The sequence below is a fragment of the Streptomyces sp. NPDC001401 genome (assembly GCF_042895385.1).
GTDB lineage: Bacteria > Actinomycetota > Actinomycetes > Streptomycetales > Streptomycetaceae > Streptomyces.
Genome location: NZ_JBIAWI010000018.1, coordinates 196,313 through 217,684 on the forward strand (window position 1 = coordinate 196,313; position 21,372 = coordinate 217,684).

At 69.5% G+C, this 21,372-nt stretch carries 16 protein-coding genes and 1 pseudogene; 6 read left to right on the forward strand and 11 right to left on the reverse strand.

The window, feature by feature from the left end; all coding sequences use genetic code 11:
- Nucleotides 1–13: 13 nt before the first annotated feature.
- From ACFY10_RS42420 to ACFY10_RS42430, 3 genes are all read right to left on the reverse strand, one after another.
- The gene (locus ACFY10_RS42420) at nucleotides 14–1,549 is read right to left on the reverse strand and encodes a bifunctional 3-(3-hydroxy-phenyl)propionate/3-hydroxycinnamic acid hydroxylase (protein WP_390670679.1); all 1,536 of its coding nucleotides are present in this window, start codon (nucleotides 1,547–1,549) and stop codon (nucleotides 14–16) included.
- Nucleotides 1,550–1,656: 107 nt separating this feature from the next.
- A complete protein-coding gene (locus tag ACFY10_RS42425; protein WP_390670680.1) occupies nucleotides 1,657–2,259 on the reverse strand; it encodes a hotdog fold thioesterase in 603 nt (200 codons plus the stop codon).
- Nucleotides 2,256–3,125 carry an ABC transporter substrate-binding protein gene (locus ACFY10_RS42430; RefSeq protein WP_390670681.1) on the reverse strand — a complete coding sequence of 290 codons (870 nt, stop codon included), beginning with the start codon at nucleotides 3,123–3,125 and terminating at the stop codon, nucleotides 2,256–2,258. Before ACFY10_RS42430 ends, ACFY10_RS42425 begins: the two co-directional genes overlap by 4 nt.
- A gap of 323 nt (nucleotides 3,126–3,448) precedes the next feature.
- On the opposite strand from ACFY10_RS42430, the gene ACFY10_RS42435 reads away from it, so the two are divergent.
- Entirely contained in the window at nucleotides 3,449–4,672 is a 1,224-nt protein-coding gene (locus ACFY10_RS42435) for an acetyl-CoA C-acetyltransferase (protein ID WP_390670682.1), read from the forward strand.
- Between the two features lie 124 nt (nucleotides 4,673–4,796).
- Here ACFY10_RS42435 and ACFY10_RS42440 read toward each other — a convergent pair whose 3' ends face one another.
- Nucleotides 4,797–5,369: a TetR family transcriptional regulator gene (locus tag ACFY10_RS42440; protein WP_390670683.1), complete on the reverse strand. Its 573-nt coding sequence runs from the start codon at nucleotides 5,367–5,369 to the stop codon at nucleotides 4,797–4,799.
- A gap of 96 nt (nucleotides 5,370–5,465) precedes the next feature.
- Here ACFY10_RS42440 and ACFY10_RS42445 point away from each other — a divergent pair, with 96 nt between their 5' ends.
- Complete coding sequence (locus ACFY10_RS42445; RefSeq protein ID WP_390670684.1) at nucleotides 5,466–6,674, forward strand: MFS transporter; 1,209 nt, start codon at nucleotides 5,466–5,468, stop codon at nucleotides 6,672–6,674.
- An 83-nt stretch (nucleotides 6,675–6,757) separates the two neighbouring features.
- Here ACFY10_RS42445 and ACFY10_RS42450 read toward each other — a convergent pair whose 3' ends face one another.
- The 7 genes and pseudogenes from ACFY10_RS42450 to ACFY10_RS42480 form a co-directional block, all read right to left on the reverse strand.
- A complete protein-coding gene (locus ACFY10_RS42450) occupies nucleotides 6,758–10,387 on the reverse strand; it encodes a family 78 glycoside hydrolase catalytic domain (RefSeq protein ID WP_390670685.1) in 3,630 nt (1,209 codons plus the stop codon).
- A 216-nt stretch (nucleotides 10,388–10,603) separates the two neighbouring features.
- The gene (locus ACFY10_RS42455; protein ID WP_390670725.1) at nucleotides 10,604–10,945 is read right to left on the reverse strand and encodes a hypothetical protein; all 342 of its coding nucleotides are present in this window, start codon (nucleotides 10,943–10,945) and stop codon (nucleotides 10,604–10,606) included.
- A 53-nt stretch (nucleotides 10,946–10,998) separates the two neighbouring features.
- Nucleotides 10,999–11,322 (reverse strand): annotated as a pseudogene (locus ACFY10_RS42460) (EthD domain-containing protein); the annotation flags it as partial.
- A 312-nt stretch (nucleotides 11,323–11,634) separates the two neighbouring features.
- Nucleotides 11,635–12,510: an ATP-binding cassette domain-containing protein gene (locus ACFY10_RS42465; protein ID WP_390670686.1), complete on the reverse strand. Its 876-nt coding sequence runs from the start codon at nucleotides 12,508–12,510 to the stop codon at nucleotides 11,635–11,637.
- Nucleotides 12,507–14,288: an ATP-binding cassette domain-containing protein gene (locus ACFY10_RS42470; protein ID WP_390670688.1), complete on the reverse strand. Its 1,782-nt coding sequence runs from the start codon at nucleotides 14,286–14,288 to the stop codon at nucleotides 12,507–12,509. Before ACFY10_RS42470 ends, ACFY10_RS42465 begins: the two co-directional genes overlap by 4 nt.
- Nucleotides 14,285–15,229, reverse strand: a complete 945-nt coding sequence (locus ACFY10_RS42475) for an ABC transporter permease (protein ID WP_390670689.1) — start codon at nucleotides 15,227–15,229, stop codon at nucleotides 14,285–14,287. The genes ACFY10_RS42470 and ACFY10_RS42475 overlap by 4 nt, the downstream gene beginning before the upstream one ends.
- 20 nt (nucleotides 15,230–15,249) lie before the next feature.
- Nucleotides 15,250–16,800, reverse strand: a complete 1,551-nt coding sequence (locus tag ACFY10_RS42480; RefSeq protein WP_390670690.1) for an ABC transporter substrate-binding protein — start codon at nucleotides 16,798–16,800, stop codon at nucleotides 15,250–15,252.
- Between the two features lie 411 nt (nucleotides 16,801–17,211).
- Here ACFY10_RS42480 and ACFY10_RS42485 point away from each other — a divergent pair, with 411 nt between their 5' ends.
- From ACFY10_RS42485 to ACFY10_RS42500, 4 genes are all read left to right on the forward strand, one after another.
- Entirely contained in the window at nucleotides 17,212–17,820 is a 609-nt protein-coding gene (locus ACFY10_RS42485; protein WP_390670691.1) for a TetR/AcrR family transcriptional regulator, read from the forward strand.
- Between the two features lie 1,152 nt (nucleotides 17,821–18,972).
- Nucleotides 18,973–19,194: a hypothetical protein gene (locus tag ACFY10_RS42490; RefSeq protein WP_390670692.1), complete on the forward strand. Its 222-nt coding sequence runs from the start codon at nucleotides 18,973–18,975 to the stop codon at nucleotides 19,192–19,194.
- Between the two features lie 87 nt (nucleotides 19,195–19,281).
- Nucleotides 19,282–20,490 (forward strand): glycoside hydrolase family 1 protein, encoded by a 1,209-nt coding sequence (locus ACFY10_RS42495; protein ID WP_390670722.1) that lies wholly within the window; start codon nucleotides 19,282–19,284, stop codon nucleotides 20,488–20,490.
- A 26-nt stretch (nucleotides 20,491–20,516) separates the two neighbouring features.
- Nucleotides 20,517–21,338, forward strand: a complete 822-nt coding sequence (locus tag ACFY10_RS42500; RefSeq protein ID WP_390670693.1) for an SDR family NAD(P)-dependent oxidoreductase — start codon at nucleotides 20,517–20,519, stop codon at nucleotides 21,336–21,338.
- Nucleotides 21,339–21,372 lie beyond the last annotated feature (34 nt).

A 21,372-nucleotide genomic window follows, 5' to 3' on the forward strand; every position in this document is an offset into this window, starting at 1 on the left:
GCACGCGGACCGGTCAGTGCTGCGCGGTGGTCTCTTGCTGTGGCGGGCTCATCTCGCGCGGGGGTTCCAGGGCGCCCGCCAGGGGCAGGAGCCGGAGCAGCGCTTCGAGCTGTTCGGGGGTGTGTGCCGTCCCGAGCACATAGCGGTCGGGACGGACCAGGACGGCGGGGGCCTCGACCGACGTGAGCAGTTGGCCGACGTGCCGGCGGGAGGTCAGTACGGCGACCTCGGGCTCCTCCTCCAGCGCCTTGCGTACGGATTCGGGCAGCCCGGCCTGCAGTTCGGGGGTGGCAGCGAGCAGGAACCGGCGTCCCACGAGGTCGTCGAGACGTGTCCCGTCGGGCAGCATCGGCTGCATCGAGAGACGTCCGCCCTGCGGATCGGCGGGGCCCGTGTGCACACCCGGGCCCAGGGCCGGTGCCGGCGGGTAGCTGTCGGCCGGGTTGGCGCGGATGTGCGCGTCCCTCCGGGCAGCCATCACGGGGTCGGTGGTCTGGACGAGTCCCGCCATCGTCGCCGCCTGCTGGACCCAGTACCGCGCGTGGTCCTTGCGTTCGGACTCGTAGGTGTCGAGCAGGGACTCGGGGGCCCTGCCGCGTGAGACGAGCCGGATCTTCCACACCAGGTTGGCCACGTCCCGCAGGCCGGCGCACAGTCCCTGGCCGAACAGCGGAGGTGCCAGGTGAGCGGCGTCACCCGCGAGGAACACATTGCCGACCCGCCAGGACGTGGCCAGCCGTGCGCGGAAGGTGTAGATGACACTGCGGTCGGGCTCGAAGTTCTGCGGCGTGAGAACACCTCGGCTCAACCGGGCGATGCCCGCCGGTGTGACGATCTCCTCCGGGTCGTCTCCGGGGAGGACTTTGAACTCCATGCGCACCCGGTCACCGGGCAGCCTGATCCAGAGCGCGGGACGGGTGTGCCGGCCGAGGAAGACCATGTCCCCCTCGATTCCCGCCGTCCCCCGCAGGTGTCCGTCGACGACGAGCCACGGGTCGTCGGTGCCGAGGTTCTCGCCGGCTATCCCGAGCGTGCGCCTGACGGTCGACGTGGCGCCGTCACAGGCGATGACCCATCGCGCGGTGAGTGTCCGGGTCGTCCCCTCCGGCGTACGGACGGTGCAGCGGACCGAGTCGTCACTTTGCTGGATGTCCAGCAGCGCGGTGCCGAGCCGGAGTTCCACGTCGGCGAGCCGCGCCACTTCGGCGCGCAGCAGCCCGTCGACCTCGGGCTGATGGAACAGGACCTCCGAGTGCCATGCCTGCGGCCCCATCTGCCCCGTGGCATGGGACACCAGAGTCTCGCCGGCCTCGTTCTCCATACGGTAGTCGCACATCGGTTTGACCCGGGCGGACAGTTCCTCTCCCAGGCCCATCGCCTGGAAGGAACGCACGGTCTCACCGTCGAAGTGCACGGCCCGCGCCTGTCGCCACAGCTCGGGCTCGCGCTCGATCCCCACGGCCCGCACACCGGCATGGCCCAGCAACGCAAGGGCCATCACCCCGACGGGTCCACCACCGACAACGATGACTTCACAGTCCTGTGACACCTGAACTCCATTAGCGGCTCTGGTACTTGGATGTACCGTTTGATCTCTGCACTCCCGCGCGTCCGCCGGACGACTGTGCGCTCGGCGTCAGCGGCGTGACGACAGGGCTAGAGGCCCGGCGCGTGTCCCGGCACGGCCGGTCCGTCCACCGCGTCGGTGTCCGCGCCCGTCGGACGGACGCGGTGTTCCTCGTGGCCGGCTCGTCCGGACAAACTGCCCGGGACCGGATCGGTCCCCGCCGACGGCTTCCCGTCCGCCGCCACGATCCGCACCCCCCGCCCGCTGAACTCGGCGATGACGTCGTCACCCCGCCGCACCGTGACCTCACAGAGCACCGAGCGGCCCTGCCAGGAGCGGGTCACCGCTTCGGCGACCAGGTCGTCACCGAGGCGCCCGGGACGCCGGAAGGCGATGTCCGCGCTCGCCGTGACGACTGGCGGACCGAAGCTGTTGACCGCACAGGCGAAGGTGGTGTCGGCCAGCGCGAACACGAGTCCTCCGTGCACGACCGCGTGACCGTTGACCATGTCCGGCCGGACCCGCATCCGTGCGCGCGCTCGCCCTTCGGTGGCCGAATCGACCTGTATTCCGAGGAGTTCGCGGGTACGGTCCTCGCTGAGCATGTGGCGCACGCTCTTCGCCACCTGGCCGTCCGTGACGCGCCCCGCGTCATCGCGATGGCCGTCGGGCGTGAACAGGTCGGGCGTCATGGACGCAACTCCAGACCGAGCGGGCTGCCGTCGTACATGTCATCGGCACCAGGCGCCCGGTCGGGCATCATGCCGAGCTTGTCACGCATCGTCAGGATGCACTCCAGACCGGCACGGGCAGGAGCAAGCGAGGCGGGACGCGTGCGCAGGGCGGCCCGCGCCGAGGCCGGTCCGTACCCGCCTCTCGTCAGCACGTCCACGATCTGTACGTCCTCAGTGGCGTGCAGCCACTTCCGCGCCCTGTCAAGGGCCGTGAGGTAGCGCGCGAGGTTGTCCCGTCCCGCCTGCCGCGCCGTGGGACCGGCCACGACGGCCTGCCCGGGGAAGTCCGGCACCTCGTCCTCGACCGCGAGCAGCGAGACGAACCCCTCCTGTCGCGCCAGCTCGTCCAGCGGCGGCCCCAGCCACGTGGCAGCGATCGACCGTGAGCGCAGGGCCTCGAAGCGCTCGCGCACTCCGCCCACCGGCTCGAACTCGTATGCGTCGGGCGGCAGGCCATGCTGACCGAGAAGATGACGCAGTACGACGGCGAAGCCGTTGTCGGGCGCGTCCACGCCCAGCACGGCACCCCGCAGGTCTGCCAGCCCCCTCACCGAGGGCTGGGCGACCAGCCGGAGCGGTGTCGTCGACTCGATCTCGGCGACGACCCGGAGGTCGCCTCCGCGGGAGTTCCAGACGACCAGGTTGTCGATGGCCGTGACGCCCACATCGACGTCGTCGGTCAGCAGTCGGTCACGCTGGTCCGTCGACGACTCGATCAGCACCGTCTCGACCTCAAGGCCGGTGTGAGCGAAGAAACCAAGCTCGTCGGCAACGACACATACGGGCGGCGGAACGAACACCGCCTGTCGAAAGCACACCGTCATTGGAGTGCTCCTCTCTGCACGAGGTGTCCACACACTAGGTCAATCGAAACGGAACGTCTAGGATCGCTACCGGATATTTTTTGTTGACCGCAGTACGCCGCGACACAATCACACGGCAGCCGACACAACCGCCCTTGACCTGGCGAAATGATGTCTCCGACGCGCACCCCCACCCCACGGCGCGCGCGTCGGAACCCCTCGCGCAGCCTGGACTGCCCTGCACCACATGCGAAACGGTCCGTTTAGCATTCCTTCAGTGGAGAGCCGCCGCCGAGTCGGCCCGCCCCCACGCACCCACCCGCACATCCTGAGAGGTGCATGACATGCCTGAAGCCGTCGTAGTCGCTACCGCCCGCACGCCCATCGGGCGCGCTGTGAAGGGTTCCCTGAAGGATGTGCGCCCCGACGATCTCGCGGTGACGGCGGTCCGCGCGGCCCTCGACCAGCTGCCCGAACTGGACCCGGCACGGATCGACGACCTTCATCTCGGCTGCGCCGAGCCGAGCGGCGAGCACGGTGCCAACATCGCCCGGCGGGTGGCCGTGCAGCTGGGGCTGGACGAGGTGCCCGGCACCACGGTCAACCGTTTCTGCTCGTCCTCGTTGCAGACCGCCCGGATGGCCTTCCACGCCATCAAGGCGGGAGAAGGTCACGCCTTCGTCAGCGCGGGCGTGGAATGCGTCTCGCGCTACCGGAGCTTCGGACCCACCGGAGCGGATGCCGACGACGTGGCGAACCCGGCATTCGAGCAGGCCATGGCCCGCACCGCGGAGGACGCGCGGACCAACCGCCCGTGGACCGATCCCCGCTCCGACGGTCTGCTGCCCGACGTCTACATAGGCATGGGCCAGACCGCGGAGAACGTGGCGCTCCTCCGCAAGATCAGCCGTCGGGAGCAGGATCACTACGCCCTGCGCAGCCAGCAGCTGTACGCCAAGGCCGCCGAGTCCGGGTTCCACGCCCGGGAGATCACTCCCGTCCGGCTGCCCGACGGCACGGTGATCGCGACCGACGACAGCCCACGCCCCGGCACGACGCACGAGGCCCTCGCAGGTCTCGCACCTGCCTTCCGGCCGGGCGGCACGGTCACCGCCGGAAACTCCTGCCCGCTGAACGACGGAGCCGCCGCCGTGGTCGTCATGAGCGACGTCAGGGCGCGAGAGCTCGGCGTCACTCCGCTGGCCAGGATCGTGGCCACCGGCGTGTCCGGCCTGTCCCCCGAGATCATGGGCCTGGGGCCGGTCGAGGCCACCCGACGGGCTCTCGCGCACGCCGGTCTGTCGGTCGGGGACATCGACCTGTTCGAGATGAACGAGGCGTTCGCCGTTCAGGTCATCGCCTCTCAGCGCGAACTCCGCATCCCGCTGGACAGGCTCAACGTGCACGGTGGGGCCATCGCGCTGGGTCATCCGTTCGGAGCGACCGGAGCGCGCATCATGACCACGTTGATCAACGGGCTGCGTACGCGCGACGCGCAGTGGGGCGTGGAGACGATGTGCGTCGGAGGCGGGCAGGGCATGGCCATGGTGTTGGAACGCCTCAGCTGAATACCCCGTCGCCTGCCTGGGGTCGCCTGTTGCCTGTCAGCCGGACGGCCTCAGGCGGACGCCGACAGAGACCGGCGCAGCTCGGTGCACCCGCCCGAGACGAACCGCTCCTGCCACCCGACCGCTACGCCGAGCCAGAGGGCCCGAGATCTGCAGGAAGGATCTGTACCGCCCGGACGACGTCCGCGCGGAGGTCGTCGAGGCTGTAGTCGGGGCCGAGGACCATGCGCCGCAGCTGGGCCATGCCGACGCTCCAGCCGGCCAGGGCGAGAGTGAAGAACACACGGGTACGCGCGTCGCCGCCCTGCCCGCCGGACTCGGCGGCATCGATCTTGTCCTGGTAGTGGCGGGTGCGGGCCTCTTCCGCGGGGACAGGCTGGTCGCCGATCTCCAGGGCCTCCCACATGACCAGTCGCAGGGCCTCCGGGTGGGCGCGGTGGTAGTCGAAGAGGCGCTCGGCATAGCCGGGCAGGTCGTCGCTCGGCGGGACGGCCTGGGCGAGGTCGGCCAGCACGCGTTCGAGAACGACGGCGAAGAGCTTGTTCTTGTCGCCGAAGTAGTCATAGATCGCACGCTTGTTGGCCTTGGCCTCGGCCGCGATACGGTCCACCCGGGCACCGGCGACCCCATGCGCGGCGAACTCGGCGGTCGCCGCCGCGAGGATGCGTTCTTTGGTCGCCGTGGAGTCGTAGGCCATGCATCCCATGCTAACGAACTGGTTCGTTTGACCGATCGAAGTCAGCATGCCACCCTCGAAACCGAACCATCCAGTTCGTTCGGTTGGAGATGAGCGATGTCCCGCAAGCTGCCCTTGCTGATGGCGCTGGCCTGTGGTGTCGGTGTAGCGAACGTCTACTTCCCCCAGGCCCTCACCCCGCTCATCGCCGACGGGCTGGGGGTCGCCCCGGCCACCGCGGCGATCGTGGCCACGGTGACGCAGCTCGGCTACGCCACCGGGATCTTCCTGCTGGTGCCCCTCGGCGACCGCCTCCCTCGCCGTCCGCTGATCACCGGGCTGCTCGCGACGACCGGCCTCGCCCTCCTGGTCGCCGGCCTCGCCCCGGCCACCGGTCTGCTCCTCGCGGCCGGCGCCGTGGTGGGTATCGCCACCGTGGTGCCGCAACTCCTGCTGCCCATGGCGGCGGGTCTGGTCGAGCCCGATCGGCGCGGCAGCGTGATCGGCACGCTTCAGGCCGGCCTCATCGGCGGCATCCTGCTGGCCCGCACCTTCGGCGGGGTACTGGGCGAGCACCTGGGCTGGCGTGCTCCATACCTCGTCGCCGCCGTCCTGACAGGGCTGCTCGCCGTCGTCCTCGGCCTCGCCCTGCCCAACGACGTCCCGGTCGTGCACGATCGCTATCCGACCCTGCTCACCGACACTCTGCGGATGCTGCGCACCGAGAAGGAGCTGCGGCGCTCCGTGCTCTTCCAGATCACCGTCTTCGGCGGGTTCAGCGCCGCCTGGACGGCGCTGGCCCTCCTGGTGACCGGCTCCCGGTATGGCATGGGCACCCAGGCGGTGGGCCTGCTGGCCCTGATCGGTGCGGGCAGCATGTTCTGCGCGCCCGCCGCCGGACGCTGGGTGGACCGGCTCGGTGCCGACCGGGTGAACCTGTGGTGCATCCTGGCCGCGCTCGCCGCGGCGGGGGTACTCACCGCCGGCTCACTGGGCGGAGCGGTGGGGCTCGTGGCCCTGGCCGCCGGACTGCTCCTGCTGGACGTGGCGGTGCAGTGCGGCCAGGTCGCCAACCAGGCCCGCATCTTCGCCCTGCGGCCAGAGGCTCGCAGCCGTCTGAACACCGGCTACATGACCTGCACGTTCCTCGGGGGCAGTGCCGGATCGTGGCTCGGCACCCGCGCCTACGTCCAGCTTGGCTGGGGTGCCGTCTGCACCCTCATCGCGCTTGCCTCACTCCTCTCCCTCGCCGCGTACCTGGTCGGCCGTCGCGGTCGGCGCGACGACCGGGACACCCAGCCCCAACGGATCGGCGCGGCGCGGTGAACACCCTCACTGCCGACCCACACCTCTCAGCGCGACTCGCACGGAAGGGAACTCGGCACGGTGCGGCGGCCCGCGGGGTCAGGTCACCCGGCGTTGAAGCGGTAAGACCCCGCCCGGGCCCGGTAGACCTTGTAGGGCGCGCCGCCTGAGGTGTCGTCCCGCACGAAGGCGACGCCCCGTGGCGCGGTGACGGGCCGGTCCTGGGTGGGGACCCAGATCTCGGCCTCGGTGTTGTACGGGACGGTGACCGCGAGGTCGATCCTGCTGTCCGGGCGGCGGTGCCACGACGAGGACACTCGGCCGCGCACGGTGTCGATCGAGGCGCTGACGTGGTCGAGGGTCGCGGGCGCCAGGTCGGTGTCCTCGGTGTTCTTCGGGACGCGGCTGTTGACCTCGGCCGAGGGGATGTACGGGCGAATCCGCAGCGATTCGTAGGCAGTTGAGGTCGGCCTGATGCCGGCCAGGCTCTGGTAGAACCAGGTGGCCACGTTGGAGCGGTAGTGGTGGTCGACCGAGAGGCGGTCGGTCCACTGCTCCCACAGGGACGTGGCGCCCTTGGCGATCTGATAGACGTAGCCGGGCACGCCGGTCCGGGTGACGGCCTTCAGCGCGATGTCCGTGTAGCCGTACTCGCTGAGGATGTTGAACTCGTAGCGCGAGCCGTACATGTCGTTCTGGATGTGCTGGTCCGCCGCCACGATGCGGTCGGCGAGCAGCTTGGCGAGCGCCTTCTTGTTCTCCGCGAGCGTCTTCGTGCCGGGCAGGTGGCGGGGGTCGTCGGGGCTCAGGTCCGAGCCGGGGACCAGGTCGAAGGCGATCGCCATGGCGTTCTCGCTGGAGATGCTGCCCTGAGTGAAACAGCCCTTGGACGCGTCCCAGTAGTTCGCGATGAACGCCTTGCGGAGCGTGTGCGCCAATTCCGCGTAGTGGGCGGCGCGTTCGGTGCGGCCGAAGCTGCGGCCCACCTCGTCCATGTAGTCGCAGAAGTGGATGTAGAACGCGAGGCTGATGACGGCGTTGCTGCCGGGGCTCTCCGCGCCGGAGTAGGCGCCCAGGGAGGCCTCGAACTTGTAGTCGTTCTCGGGGGTGAACAGGGTCTCGTAGTACGTCAGGAGTGTGTCCTGGTGGTCGTACAGCTCGGCGAACAGGCTGCTGTTGCCGTAGTACGTGTACAGCTCCCTCGGGATGACGAAGAACGCCGAGTCCCAGGCCGGGACCGCCTTCCACGCGGCGTTCCAGCCGGGGGTGTGGTCGTAGCCGTAGCCGCCCTTGGCGACGGGGACGAACATGGGCAGTTGGCCCGTGGAGATCTGGGTGTCGGGGAAGTGGCGCAGATAGTTGGTGAGGACCGCATTGACGTCCCAGGTGAGGGACTGCGACTCGGAGCTGGCCATGGCGTCGCCGGTCCAGCCGTTCTTCTCGCGGGACGGGGTGTCGGTGGGCTTCTGGACGAGGTTGTTGCGCTCGGCCCACTCCAGGTTGCGCTGAAGGCGGTTGAGCAGCGCGTTGTCGGTGGTGAAGGTGCCGGTGCGGACGAAGCCGCTGCGGGCCACGCCGACGGTCATGACGTCCGCGTCCTGTTCCACGTCCGGGGCCCGTCCGAGGACCGTCTCCAGGTTCATCACCTCCAGGTAGCGGAAGCCGAAGTGGCTGAACTGCTGTTCCCAGGTCTGCGTCGACCGTCTGCCGAGGGTGTAGTAGTGCGTCTGGAGGTTGGCGTCATGCTGGAAGTTCTCCTCCTCGACCGACAGCGGGGAGGCGGCCGTGCCGTCACCGGCGGCGATCCGGTTGCCGCCGCGGATGCGGAGGGTCAGGCCCTCGTTGTCGGGGCGTATGCCGGTGAGTTGCAGACGGACCAGGCCGGTGAGGATCTGGCCGTAGTCCAGGACCCAGGTCCCCGAGCCGGGGGCCGTCTCGGTGATCGAGACCGGGCGCAGCGTCTGGTCGACCAGCACCGGCTCCGCCTCGTGGGCCCGCAGGACGGCGGGCTTGAAGCCGTCGGGGATCGTCGTGGCGGGCAGCCGGCCGTGGTACTTGGGCGAGGGGCCGGAGCAACTGCCCGGCGGAATCAACACGGTGGCCGGGCGCCAATCGCGGCCGATGCGGTAGCCGACCGAGCGCCACTCCCCCAGCTCCTCCGCGCGCCGGGCGTCGTACTTCTCTCCCGAGTACACGGAGTCGAATGTCGTGGGCCCGTCCGCGGCGAGCCAGTCCTCGTCCGTGACGAGTGTGGTGCGCGAGCCGTCAGTGTGCGTCACGACGAGCTTCGCCCGTACGCGCGGCTGTCCGGCGTACGGCGCGAGCTGCCAGTACCACTCCTGCGGCGTGGTCACGCCGTACCAGCCGCGCCCGAGTTCGGCGGCCACGACATTCTCCCGGCCGGCGTGCAGCAGCTCGGTCACGTCGAAGGTGTCGTAGAGGACCGTGCGGTCGTAGGTGCTCTGGTCGGTGAGCAGCCGGGGCACATTGGTGCGGCCCCCGTTCGCCCGCTTGCCGTCGGCGGTGATCGGGGCGCCGTTGACGGTGAACGTGACGTTGCCGGCCGCGCTCAGGTGCAGACGGGCCTTGGCTATGCGGCGGCCCTTGGGGAGGGCGAACGCGCGCCGCAGGACAGGTGCCGGGTTGGCGATGGGCAGCACGCTGTTCTTGGACGGGATGAAGGGGTTCTTCGGGGGGAAGGTGAGGCCGGCGAGCGTGCCGATGCCGTTCTCGAACGGGTTCGCGCCCGTGGCGAGATCAACGGAGAAGTCCCGCGCGCCGGTGCCGGTCACCTTTGCACTGCGGACGGTGGCGGAGGTGCCCCCGGCGAAGCCGAAGCTGCCGTGACGGCGGATCTGATCGCCGGTGAGTGTGCGGCTGTCGACCTCGACGCCGTTGACGGTGGTGGTCACGGTGAGACCGCCCACGGTGACCACCACCGTGTGGTCGCGGGTGGCCCAGGTGTCCTTGGTCAGGCCGGCGGAGGTGGGGACGGTGACCGTGCCGACCGGGACACTGCGGGTGCCTGCGGTGGTGGGGTTGGTCTCGCTCTGCGGGTCGTAGAAGTCGACGCCCCGGTTCGGATCGGAAGTGCCGTCGTCCACCCAGGTGTTACCGGCGTAGTGGCTGGTCTTCATGACCAGCTGCATGTCATCGCCGTTCTGGCGGATGGTCCAGTTGAGGCCCTCACCCCAGGTCTTGCCGACGGGTTCGGCACGCAGCAGCAGGCCCAGCCCGCTTGCGGCGTCGGGACCGCCGCGGAAGAGGACGGTCGCGGTCAGGTCCTTCCAGTCGTGGTCCTGCGCCTCGCGCCCGCCGATCCACCGCGCGCCCGACCAGTCCTTCTCGCCCTTCAGCAGGCCGCTCTCCCATGTCGCCGGCTCGCTCCAGGGCCCCGGGGCTCCTTCCTCGTCCCAGGTCCGCACCTGCCAGAAGTACGCCTGTTGCGAGCGCAGCGGGCCGCCCCCGTACGGGACTTCGACGCTGATGGAGTCCGCCACCTTGCCGCTGCCCCAGACGTCCGCCTTGCCCGGTCCGGTGCCTACCTGGATCTCGTACGCCGCCTGCCTGGCCACCGGAGGCACCCAGCTGAAGGTCGGCGCGGTCTCCATACCCAGGGGCCGAGTACGGGAGTTGACCTGCAGCCTCGCCGGTGCGGCACCGTGTCCGCCGTACGCCCGGGCCTTCGGCGCGGCGGCGAGCGAGAGCGAGGCCCCGGCTGCAGCGGCCGTCATGATGCCTAGCATGTGTCGGCGGCTCAACGCACTTCTGTTCTCCTCGGCCACGGCTCGGATTCCTTTCGTAAGCGCATCGCGCTGGAACGGGGCGTCCCTCCCCCAAAGAGATTGAAACGATTCAATCCCTTCCAAGTGGAAAGCTTACGAACAACCTCGGGTGGAACACAATGGTCTGAGTCGACGACTCATCCAGCCATGCCGCCACCTGCCAGGTCATCGAAAGATGACAACCTCGCGAGTGAGCAGGAAGAACGACAGCGAAGGCAGCAAGAGCGCCCCGTGCTTCTCCGCGCGGCCGGCCAACACCTCCTGCCAGGTATGGAAGCCGGTCAGGGCGTCTGCCTCGTCGAACCACAGGGCGCGGTAGGCGTCGTACGCGGGCTGCTTCGACACAATTCCGAAGTGCGCGGCCATGCCGTCCCCGGGCAGGACCGCGTTCCGCCCGTGGCCGCGCAGGCACCGGGCGAGCCCGGACGAGTTGGCGAGTACGTCCCCGTACGTGCGTCGCAGGCCCTCGTAGAAGGCCTCCGCGGCGAGCCCGTCGGACCGGGGCACCTCGGCCTCGCTCTCCTGACGAGCAGGCTCAGCGCGGCCGGCTGGTCGCTGAAGTTGACCGCGTCGGGCCCGACGACGGCGCGCGTGTACGGCTCCGCGAGGGTCCGCCCCATCGACTCGAGGTCGTCGAAGTACAGCTCGGACACAGAGTCGCGGGGCCGCGTCACTCGGTAGCCCACGTCCCCGGGCTCGCGGTAGGCGCCGTCGAGGACGTGGTTCTGCACGTACTTGAGCACGGTCAGCTTGTCGGCGAGGGCATCTCGCCGTGCGACTTCTCGACGTACTCGGCCTACTTGATGTGCGTCACATCGGGACGTCGCCGGACGGCGGCCACCAACTTGATCATTACAGTCTGCTGACGTGACGACGTGTGGCAAGTACTTGTGAGATCCCGAAGGCGCGTCTGGTACCGGTCAGGGTGCGAGGGATCCCTTGAGGGCCTCCGTGAGCAGGGAGCAGAGTCCTTCCGAGGTGACCGGTCGGGGATGCTGTAGGGCTGGCCCTGTGCCTGGGCGATGATCTCGTCGACAATTCACGATTGACGTGAGCATGGGCTCATGTTTCTCGCGGACGGCTCACTCCGGCCTGGTAGCCCACGCCGTCTCGACAGCGTCGGCAAGGGCCTCCCCCTGGGTGAAGCCGTAGTACGCGGCGAACTGCAGCACGATCCGCGACGAGTTGAGTTATCGTCAGCTCGTTTGTTCGATGGGCGGATTGGGTCGGACATCGGCGGTCGGAGGAGCGGCTGCCAGACGTTGCCGCTCCGCACGCCGTTTCCGCTGCTCGACCGGGTCCGCGACCGGCGCGGCGAGCAACAGGCGCTGTGTGTAGGGGTGTTCGGGGGTGGAGGTGACGCGGCCGGCCGGGCCGGTCTCGACGATGTCGCCGCCGCGCACCACGCTCACGCAGTGGCTCACGTGCCGGATGACCGCAAGGTCGTGGGAGACGAAGAGATACGCGACACCGGTGCGCCGCTGGATGTCGACGAAGAGGTCCAGCACGCGGGCCTGCGTGGACAGGTCGAGTGCGGAGACCGGCTCGTCACAGACGATCAGCTTCGGCCCCGGGGCCAGGGCCCGGGCGATCGCGACGCGTTGCCGTTGGCCGCCGCTGAACTCGCGCGGCAGCCGCGCGAAGGCGTCCGCCGGCAGCCCCACCTGATCCAGCAGCTCGTGCACGCGCGCTCGGGCACTGCGTGGCGTCGCGCCCTGCACCACGAGGGGTTCGCTGAGGATGTCGCCGATGGTCAGGGACGGGTTGAGCGAGGAGTAGGGGTCCTGGAAGACGACCTGGATGTAGCGCGCGAGGGCCCGGCGCTCCTTCGCCGTGCAGTGGGTGATGTCCTGGCCGAGAAAGCCGATGCGCCCGCCGGTGGGCTGCACCAGACCGAGTACCGCCCGGCCGATGGTCGTCTTGCCGGACCCGGACTCGCCGACGACCCCGAGCGTCTCGCCCTCCTCCACCGCCAGGGACACCCCGTGCAGCACCTCGTGCGGGCGGGCGCGGAACCCCCGTCCGGGGTAGGCCACGCGCAGGTCGCTGACCTCGAGCAGGGCCTTCGTCATCGCGCCTCCGTCTCGAGTGTGTTCGTCCCGAGAGGCTCCGTGGTCGGCCGGTCCGTGCGCAGGGTGTGCTCGTCGAGGAGGGAATCCAGCAGCATCCGGGTGTAGGCGTGCCGTGGTGTACGGAAGATGTCGAGCGCGTCGCCGGTCTCGACGATCCGGCCCTGCCGCATGACGGCGACACGGTCGCAGATGTCGGCGACCACGCCGAAGTTGTGGGTCACCAGGAGCACCGCCATGTTCAGTTCCTTCTGCAGGTCGCGCAGCAGGTCGAGGATCTCCGCCTGCACGGTGACGTCGAGCGCGGTCGTGGGCTCGTCGGCGATGAGCAGCGCCGGGCGGCTGGCGACCGCGCCGGCGATGAGCGCGCGCTGGGCCATGCCGCCGGAGATCTGGTGCGGGTAGGAGGCGAAGGTGCGCTGCGGGTCCGGGATGCCGACCCGGTCCAGCAGGTCGAGGACGCGCTCGCGCGCCTGACGCCTTGGCATCGGGGAGGCCGCGCGCAGGCCCTCGACGAGCTGTGCCCCCACGGTGAAGTTGGGGTCGAGGTTGGACATGGGCTCCTGCGGCACGTAGGCGATCGACGTCCCGCGCACGCCGCGCAGTTGGCCTTCGCTCAGGCCGAGGAGTTCGCGTCCGTCGAAGCGGATCGAGCCACGCGTGACGACCGCCTCCGACGGCAGCACTCCGAGCGCGGCGAAGACGGTCTGGGTCTTGCCGGATCCCGACTCGCCGACGAGACCGAGGGTCTGCCCCGCCGCCAGGCCGAGAGTGACGCCGCTGACGACCTCCTTCAGCTCGCCCGACGGTGTCGGGTACGCGATGGCGAGGTCCTCGACGACGAGCAGCCCCGAAAGGTCCGCCGAGGCGGCGGTCGGCGCGGGCGCCGGCCGCCGCTCAGGGGCGGCGATCCGGGCTGGTTCGGGCCGACCGCCCTCCAGGGCGTCCCGCAGCGAGTTGCCGAGCAGTACCAGCGAGGCGGTGATGATCCCGAGCAGCAGGCTCGGCCAGAGGAACTGCAGGGGTTCCTCGTAGAGGTTGGTGAAGCCCTCGGAGATCATCGCGCCGAAACTGGGGACCGAGCTGGAGCCGACGCCGAGGAAGGCGAGGCCCGACTGGACGGCGATGGAGGAACCGGCGAGGAACGCGGTGGCGATGACGACCGGTCCCCGTACCACTGAGAGCACATGTCGCCGTAGGATCCGCCGATCGGGCAGGCCCGAGACCCGGGCGGCGTCGACGTACAGTTCGTTCTTCACCCCGAGGACGAGGTTGCGTACGAGGCGGTAGATCCCGGGCGAGAGCAGTACGCCGAAGATCAGCATCGTCGCGCGGTAGTCGCCGCCGGTCACCGGCAGCAGAACGATCAGCAGGAGCAGCCCCGGGAAGGTCATGACGAGGCTGAAGACCCATTCGGTGACGCCCCGGACCCGGCGGCCGAAGTAGCCGCCGACGAGCCCGAAGGTGACGCCGATGGCCAGGGCGATGCTCGCGCCGATGAGGGCGGAGACCACGCTGGTGTTGATGGAGGCCAGCAGCCGGGCGAGAATGTCGCGGCCGCTCTTGTCGCCGCCCAGCAGGTAACCGTGGGTTCCGACAGGGGCGTTGACCGCGTCGAGCGAGGCCTGGTTGGAGCCGTGCTCGGTGAGCAGTGGGGAGAGCAGGCCGAGGAGGATCACGATCAGCAGGAGGCTCGCGCCGAGGACGGCCTGCGGATCCCTTGCGAGGTTGCGCAGCGCAGACCTGCGACCGGGCACGGCGGGACGGCGTTCGGTGGTCAACTCAGGATCCTCGCCTTCGGGTTGAGCCAGCCGCCCACGAGATCGACGACGAGGTTGACGCCCACGACGAGCAGCACACCGAACAGGCTGATGCCCATGATGATCGGGATGTCGCCCTGCAGGGAGGCGTTCAAGGCGTACTGGCCGAAGCCCGGCAGCGCGAAGACCTGCTCGATGATGAGGGCGCCGCCGAGCATCTGGATGAACTCCAGCGACAGCACGGTGAGCGCCGGACCGGCCGCACCCCGCAGGGCGTGGCGCAGCACGATCGACCGGGCCGGTATCCCGCGTGTGCGCAGAGTGCGGACGTGGTCCTTGCGCAGTTCGCCGATCATCGCGCCCCGGATCTGGGAGGTCAGGCTGGCGACGCCGCTCATCATCAGGGCGGCCACCGGGATGGCGATCGTCGAGAGCCAGCGGGCCGGGTTCTCCGACAGCGGGGTGTAGCCGGTGGCCGGGAGCCAGTGCAGCTTGATGGCCAGGACGTAGACGAGGGCGATCGCTGTCAGCAGGTTCGGCACGAGATAGCCGGCCATCGCCACGCCCTGGGCGATCCGGTCGACGGCGCCGCCGCGGGTGGCGGCCAGGACGCCGAGCACCACGCTGATCACCACGGTCACGAGCAGGGCCGCGATCACGATCGACAGCGTGACTCCGAGGCGGGCCGCGATGGCCGACCGGACGGGCTCGCTGGTGAAATACGACAGGCCGAGGTCGCCGCGGACCGCGTGGGACAGCCAGTCCAGGTACTGGGTCAACAGCGGTCGATCGATGCCGAGTTGGGCCTTCTGGGCGTGGACGCGCGCGGATGTCGCACCACTGCCGACGATGCTGCTGGCGACGTCGTCGAAGGAGGTGCTCAGCAGCAGGAACGTGATCATGGTCACCAGGACGGCGAGCACCAGGCCCGCTCCGAGGCGACGCAACACGTAGAGGATCATGATGCGGCTCTTTCGCGACCCTAGTCGGTGGTGCCGAACTGGCGGACGGTGGCGAGCGTCGAGGAGCCGTCGCCGAGGTAGGTGATCCCCTTCTTGGTCGCCCAGTCGCTGCCGATGTAGAACACCGGGCCGTACCAGGCGTTCTCGACGCCGAACTTGTCGATCTCCTGATAGACGTCCGCCGCCTTGGCGGGGTCCAGTTCCCGGTTCGCCCGGTCCAGCAACTTGGTCAGTTCGGGGTCCGTGGAGTTGAACACGTTGCGGTAGCCGGTGGGGCTGTAGAAGTTGCGCGCCTCGACCGGGGTGGTGTTCAGCCCGTCGACGATCAGGAACATCGGGTACTTCCTGGAGGCGAGCGCGGAGACGCTCTGCTGAGGTGGCACCGGCTGCCACTTCACCTTGATCCCGATGTCGGCGAGCGCCTGGGTGAACGTCGGCTCGAAGGGCTTGGTGAAGACGAGACTCGGCATGGTCACGGAAAAGCCGTTCGGGTAACCGGCCTCGCCCAGCAACTTCTTGGCGGCCGCGGGATCGTAGGCGTACGTCCCGTCCAGCGCGGAGTCGTGGCCCGGCCCCTTGGGGTTGAAGATCTGCTCGGTCGCCTGCCCCGAGCCCCTCAGCAGCTGCTTCACCATCTTCGCGCGGTCGAAGGCCATGTTGATCGCCTTGCGGACGCGCACGTCACCCAGCGGTTTGAGCACGCTCCCCGCACGGTCGGCCAGCACCAGGGTCGCCACCGCCGTCGCCTGGACGTGCTTGGTCTCGAAGCCCGCCGACCTGAAGGAACCGACCTGCGTGACATCGACGGTGCCGGCGTTTGTCTCACCGGCCTTCAGCGCGTTGGCGGACGCCGTCTGGTCGGAGATCACACGGATCTTGATCTCCGCGAACGGGTATGCCTCCTTGTTCCAGTAGCCGTCGCGCCGCTTGAGCACGTACACCGAGCCGTTGACCGTCGCGGCCCTGTCGAGGGTGTAGGGACCCGAGCCGACCGGGTTCAGCGCGGCGCTCTTGGACGTCATCGTCTCCGGGTCGCCGATAACTCCCGCGGCCGTCGACAGCGACGTCAGGAGTGAACCGTCCGGCCGCTTCAGCCTGATGACGACGGTGTCGGCGTCGGTCGCCTCGACGGAGGCGACCGAGGCGAGCACGCCTTGGTTCGGTCCGGGCGTCGACCGGATCCACTCCAGCGTCGCCTTCACGGCGGCCGCGTCGACCGGTGTGCCGGAGCTGAACTTCATGCCGGTGCGCAGTTTCAGCGTCAACGTCCGTGCGTCGCTGGAGTATTGCCAGCTCTGCGCGGCGCCGGGCTGCAGCTTGCCGCTGTTGTCCTGGATCAGCAGCGTGTCGTAGACCGAGTCCCAGACGTACATCTGCTGGCCTTCGAGGAGTTGGGTCGGGTCGAACGAGTTGGGCGTGCCGAAGATCGAGAGCGCGAGCGTCTTCCCCGAGGACGAGGAAGCTCCTGTCGACTCGCTGTCGCACGCTGACGATGCGAGCAGCACAGCTGCGACGCCCACGGCGGCCAGGGCTCGGGAGTGCGATCGCGGGTGCGGGTGTCGTATGCGCATGGGGTGGATTCCTTCGTCCGGGAACCGACGTCTGACGAGGCCTGCGCCATCGCCCGATGGCCAAGGGTGGAGCTGAAGTGGTGTGCGCCGTACGGCTGTTGGGGTCGCGCGTCTACCGGTCCGGCGGTGCGTCGGCGCCGTTGTCCATGGGCGCGTCCGCCTCCTCTGGCGGCTCTGGAGGCGCGATCACGCCAACCCTTACCATGTGGTTGGTTTTCGGTCGGACGCTAGGCCTGTGCGGCGGGCACGGGAAGAGTACGATCGACCTTCGTAACCAGAGCGTTATCTTTTGACCGCCCCACGACCGGAGCGGAGCGAATGCGCGAATCCCAACCGTATGGTAAGTTTTAATGGCTTAACTGCTGCGCAGGACCGTCCCGGACCGGCTTCGTCGAGGAGAGTGAGCGCACCGTGGGCCAGGCCAAAGCGCGTGGGCCGTACGCCAAGACACCGGCCCGCAAGGCGGAGATCGTACGGGCGGCACGCGACAGCTTCGCCGAGAACGGCTACGCCAAAGCCTCCCTGCGCGACATCGCGGAGCGAGCCGGCATCACCCATGCCGGCCTCCTGCACCACTTCCGCAACAAGGACGAACTCCTCGCCGAGGTGCTCGCCGAACGCGACGCGGAGGAATGGCAGCAGGGCCTGGAAGAGGTGGAGAGCCTGGATCAGCTCGTCCCCTACCTCGGTGAGCTCATCCGCCATCACCAGAAAGCGCCCGAGCTGATGCGCCTGTGGATCGAGCTCGCCGCCGCGGCCTCACGGCAGGACCATCCCGCACACGCCTACTTCGTCGAACGCTACGAGCGCGGGCGCACCCAGTTCGCCGAGGGATTCCACGACGAGGCCGCCCGCAGCAGGCTGCGCGAAGGGGTCAGTCCCGAGAGCGCGGCGGTACTCTTCCACGCCGTACTCAACGGGCTCCAGTTGCAGTGGGTACTCGACCAGGACCTCGACATCGTCGGGCCCGTCACCGACTTCGTACGCCTGCTCTTCGACCACGACCGCACCGACGAGTGAGCGTACTGTCGCCCAACTCGGCGCCGCGGCGCCCGTGAGACACCGACCGGTCAGTGGGGATTGCCGAGCAACGCGCGCCGCACACTGAGCAGGCGCTTCCGTACGACCTCGTGGGCTGCCCACGGGTCGCGCTGACGGACAGGGGGACGATCCGCTCGTGCTCCTCGCAGGAGCAGCGGTGCCGTTCCGAATTCACCGTGCGCCGCTTCGACCCGCCGCCCCACACGGGCTGACGGCGGGCCTCGACGAGCAGTGAACCGACGCTGACCAGAGCGGCGTTGTGCGCCCCTACGGCGAAGCCGTGGCGCAGCGCGATGGCCCAGCGCTCAAACTCGTCCGAACCGGAGGCCTCCGCACCGCGCCGCTGACCGCGATCCATCACCGCGAGATCGACACCGGCCGCCGACGCGACGGCCGACGGCGTCAACTCGGGCTCCAGCACCAGCCGGGAGGCCATGATCCCCTCCGGGCACCGTGGCCGACTCCGATGGCCGCCGCCAGGTCCACCATGCGCCGACAGGCGGTCCCCGGGCTTACCCACTGCTGAAGTGCTGTGCGGGAGTGGGGGTTGTGAGCGCGGAACCCGTCAGGGGGCCCGGCCGACACCCCTGTTTTGGTTCGCCGGAAAGACCAGCTCGGGAACACGCGGATGGACCCGACGACGCCGAGGCCTGTTCCCGCAGCCGCTGCGACTGAGGGCCGTTGAGCACGGCCTGATGGAGAAGCACCGCGTCTTCGGGGTCGACGTCGTGGTGCTGGACGAAGTCGGCGTGCGCGAACTCGCCCATGCCTGCCACTCCTCGCCGTCCCGCTCAGCGCGCACCACGGAGAGGAAGCCGTCTTGTTGCCGCAGCGGCGCAGCAGGCTCACATGGGCTGCCGCCTTGGCATACGGGCCGCCGGCTCCTGCTCTGTTCACAGTGCGCTCGCTTTCTCGCTGACCGAGACGCCACCACATAACGTTCTGATCACGAAGCCGAACGGCATCCTTCCCGCTCTTGCGATCCCGGTCTACCGTCCCGACGAAAACCAACCACACGGTAAGGGTTGGTGTGGGGCCGCGCACTGGCGAACTGACGAAGCTCGCGGCCCACCCGGCTCATCCCCCGCGAAGGAACCCACCCATGAGCACTCACCGCCCACCCCCTCGACCGTGCTCGCGCCCCGGCCGCGGCTCATCGTCTGCGACGGACCCTTCTTCGCACTCGCCCCGGCCACACAGGCACACGTACGCGACTCGTTCGTCGCCCTCCGGCAACGGGCCGCCGTCGCCCGGCACGTCAGCCACCGCGTGAGCGTCCGATTCCAGCTCGACGTCCGCGGAACCGGCCCGGCACGAGAACTGCCTTCGAGCCTGAACGCCCCTCCGCACTGACGCCGTTGCCCACCGCGCCCGAACGGCCAGTCCATGGCGCAAGCGCCGTCAGGCCCGTACCACCGACACTCAGGAAAGCAGTCGATGATGACCGAATTCCCTCCCGGGTTCCTCTGGGGAGCCTCCACCGCGCCGCACCAGATCGAGGGCAACAACCTCAACAGCGACTTCTGGGCGAGCGAGGGACGCATGCCGGGCATGGAGCGCAGTGGTGACGCCTGCGACAGCTACCACCGGTACCGCGAGGACATGCGACTGCTCGCGGACGCCGGACTCAACGCCTATCGCTTCGGTATCGAATGGGCACGGATCGAGCCGGTCCCCGGGATGATCTCGCGGGCCGAACTCGCCCACTACCGGCGGATGATCGACACGGCCTTCGAGCTCGGCCTGACACCGGTCGTGACCCTGCACCACTTCACCAGCCCGCTCTGGTTCGCCCAGGAGGGCGGCTGGCTCGGTGACCGCGCCGTGGAGCGGTTCCGGGCCTACGCCGAAGCGGTCATCCCGATCCTCGACGGCGTCGAGTGGGTCGTCACCATGAACGAGCCGAACATGCTGGCCATCATGATCGGCATGGCCCAGGCCATGCAGAACCAGCAGGCGGCCGGGGAGTGGCAGAGCCCCACCCTCGACAACGAGGGCCCCCGACCGCCGCTGCCGGCCCCCGATGTGAAGATCGGCGAACGGCTGGTCGAGGCGCACCACGCCGTCCGGGACCTTCTGCGCGAGCGCACCGGAGCCAAGGTCGGCTGGACGGTCGCCAACCGCGCCTTCGTCTCCCGCCCGGGGGCCGAGGAGAAGAAGCGGGAGTTGGAGTACATCTGGGAGGACCTCTACCTGGAGGGGGCGCGCGACGACGACTTCGTCGGTGTGCAGTCGTACTCCAGCCAGTGGGTCGGCCCGGACGGCATCGAGCCCCACCCGCAGCACCCGGACAACACGCTCGTCGGAACCGCCTACCGGCCCGACGCCCTGAGCATCGCCGTGCGGCACACCGCCGAGGTCACCGGCGGCATGCCGATCCTGGTCACCGAGAACGGCATCGCCACCCGTGACGACGCCCGCCGGATCGCCTACACCGGCGAGGCCCTGAAGCACCTCGAAGCGGCGATCGCCGACGGCGACGGCGTCGATGTACGCGGCTACCTGCACTGGAGCCTCCTCGACAACTACGAGTGGGGCCACTGGGAGCCGACGTTCGGCCTGGTCGAGGTAGACCGCGAGACCTTCGAGCGCCGCCCCAAGCCCAGCCTCGCCTGGCTGGGCGAGACCGCCCGCCGCGCGGGCAACTGACCGCACCGCCACCGGAAGGACACATCGTGCAGGTATCCGTACCCGACGTCTCGTCCCGCTCCCTGGCCGAACTGGTCTCGCTGTCCGGGCGGCGTGCCGTCGTGACCGGCGCGGGCCGCGGACTGGGCCGGGCCATCGCCGAGCGCCTGGCCGAAGCAGGCGCGGACGTGCTGGTCGCCGACATCGAGGACGAACTCGCCGGCGCTGCCGCCAAGGACCTCAACGCCCTCGGTTCGGGCCGCGCGTTGGCCGCCCATCTCGACGTCACCGACGGCAACAGTGTCGTAGCGGCCGCCGACCTCGCGGTCCGGGAGCTCGGCGGGCTCGACATCTGGGTCAACAACGCCGGTATCTTTCCCAGCGTTCCCGCGCTGGAGATGTCCGAGAAGACCTGGAACGAGGTGTTCGCCGTGAACACGCGCGGTGTCTTCCTCGGTTCCCGGGAGGCCGCGCGCCGGATGAGCGCGGCCGGGAGGGGCGGCGTCATCGTCAACGTCGTCTCCACGGCAGGGTTTCGGGGGACGGCCCCCGGGCTCGCCGCGTACGTCGGCTCCAAGCACGCGGCGCGCGGCATCACCCGGCAACTCGCCCTGGAGTTCGCCCCGTTCGGTATCCGGGTCCTGGGCGTCGCACCGACGTACGTGCCGACCGAGGGGAACATGGCGGCAGCCGTCGCTGCCGGGGTCCCGATGGACTCCGAGGCGATCATGTCCGTGATGCAGCCGAGCCTGCTCGGCCGGCTCGGCGTACCCGACGACATCGCCCGGGTGGTGCTGTTCTGCGCGAGCGACCTCTCGGCCTTCATGACCGGGAGCACGCTCCTCGCCGACGCCGGTGAAACGGCCTGATCCGCCACGCCCCTCCCCTCCCCCGTCCTCCTCG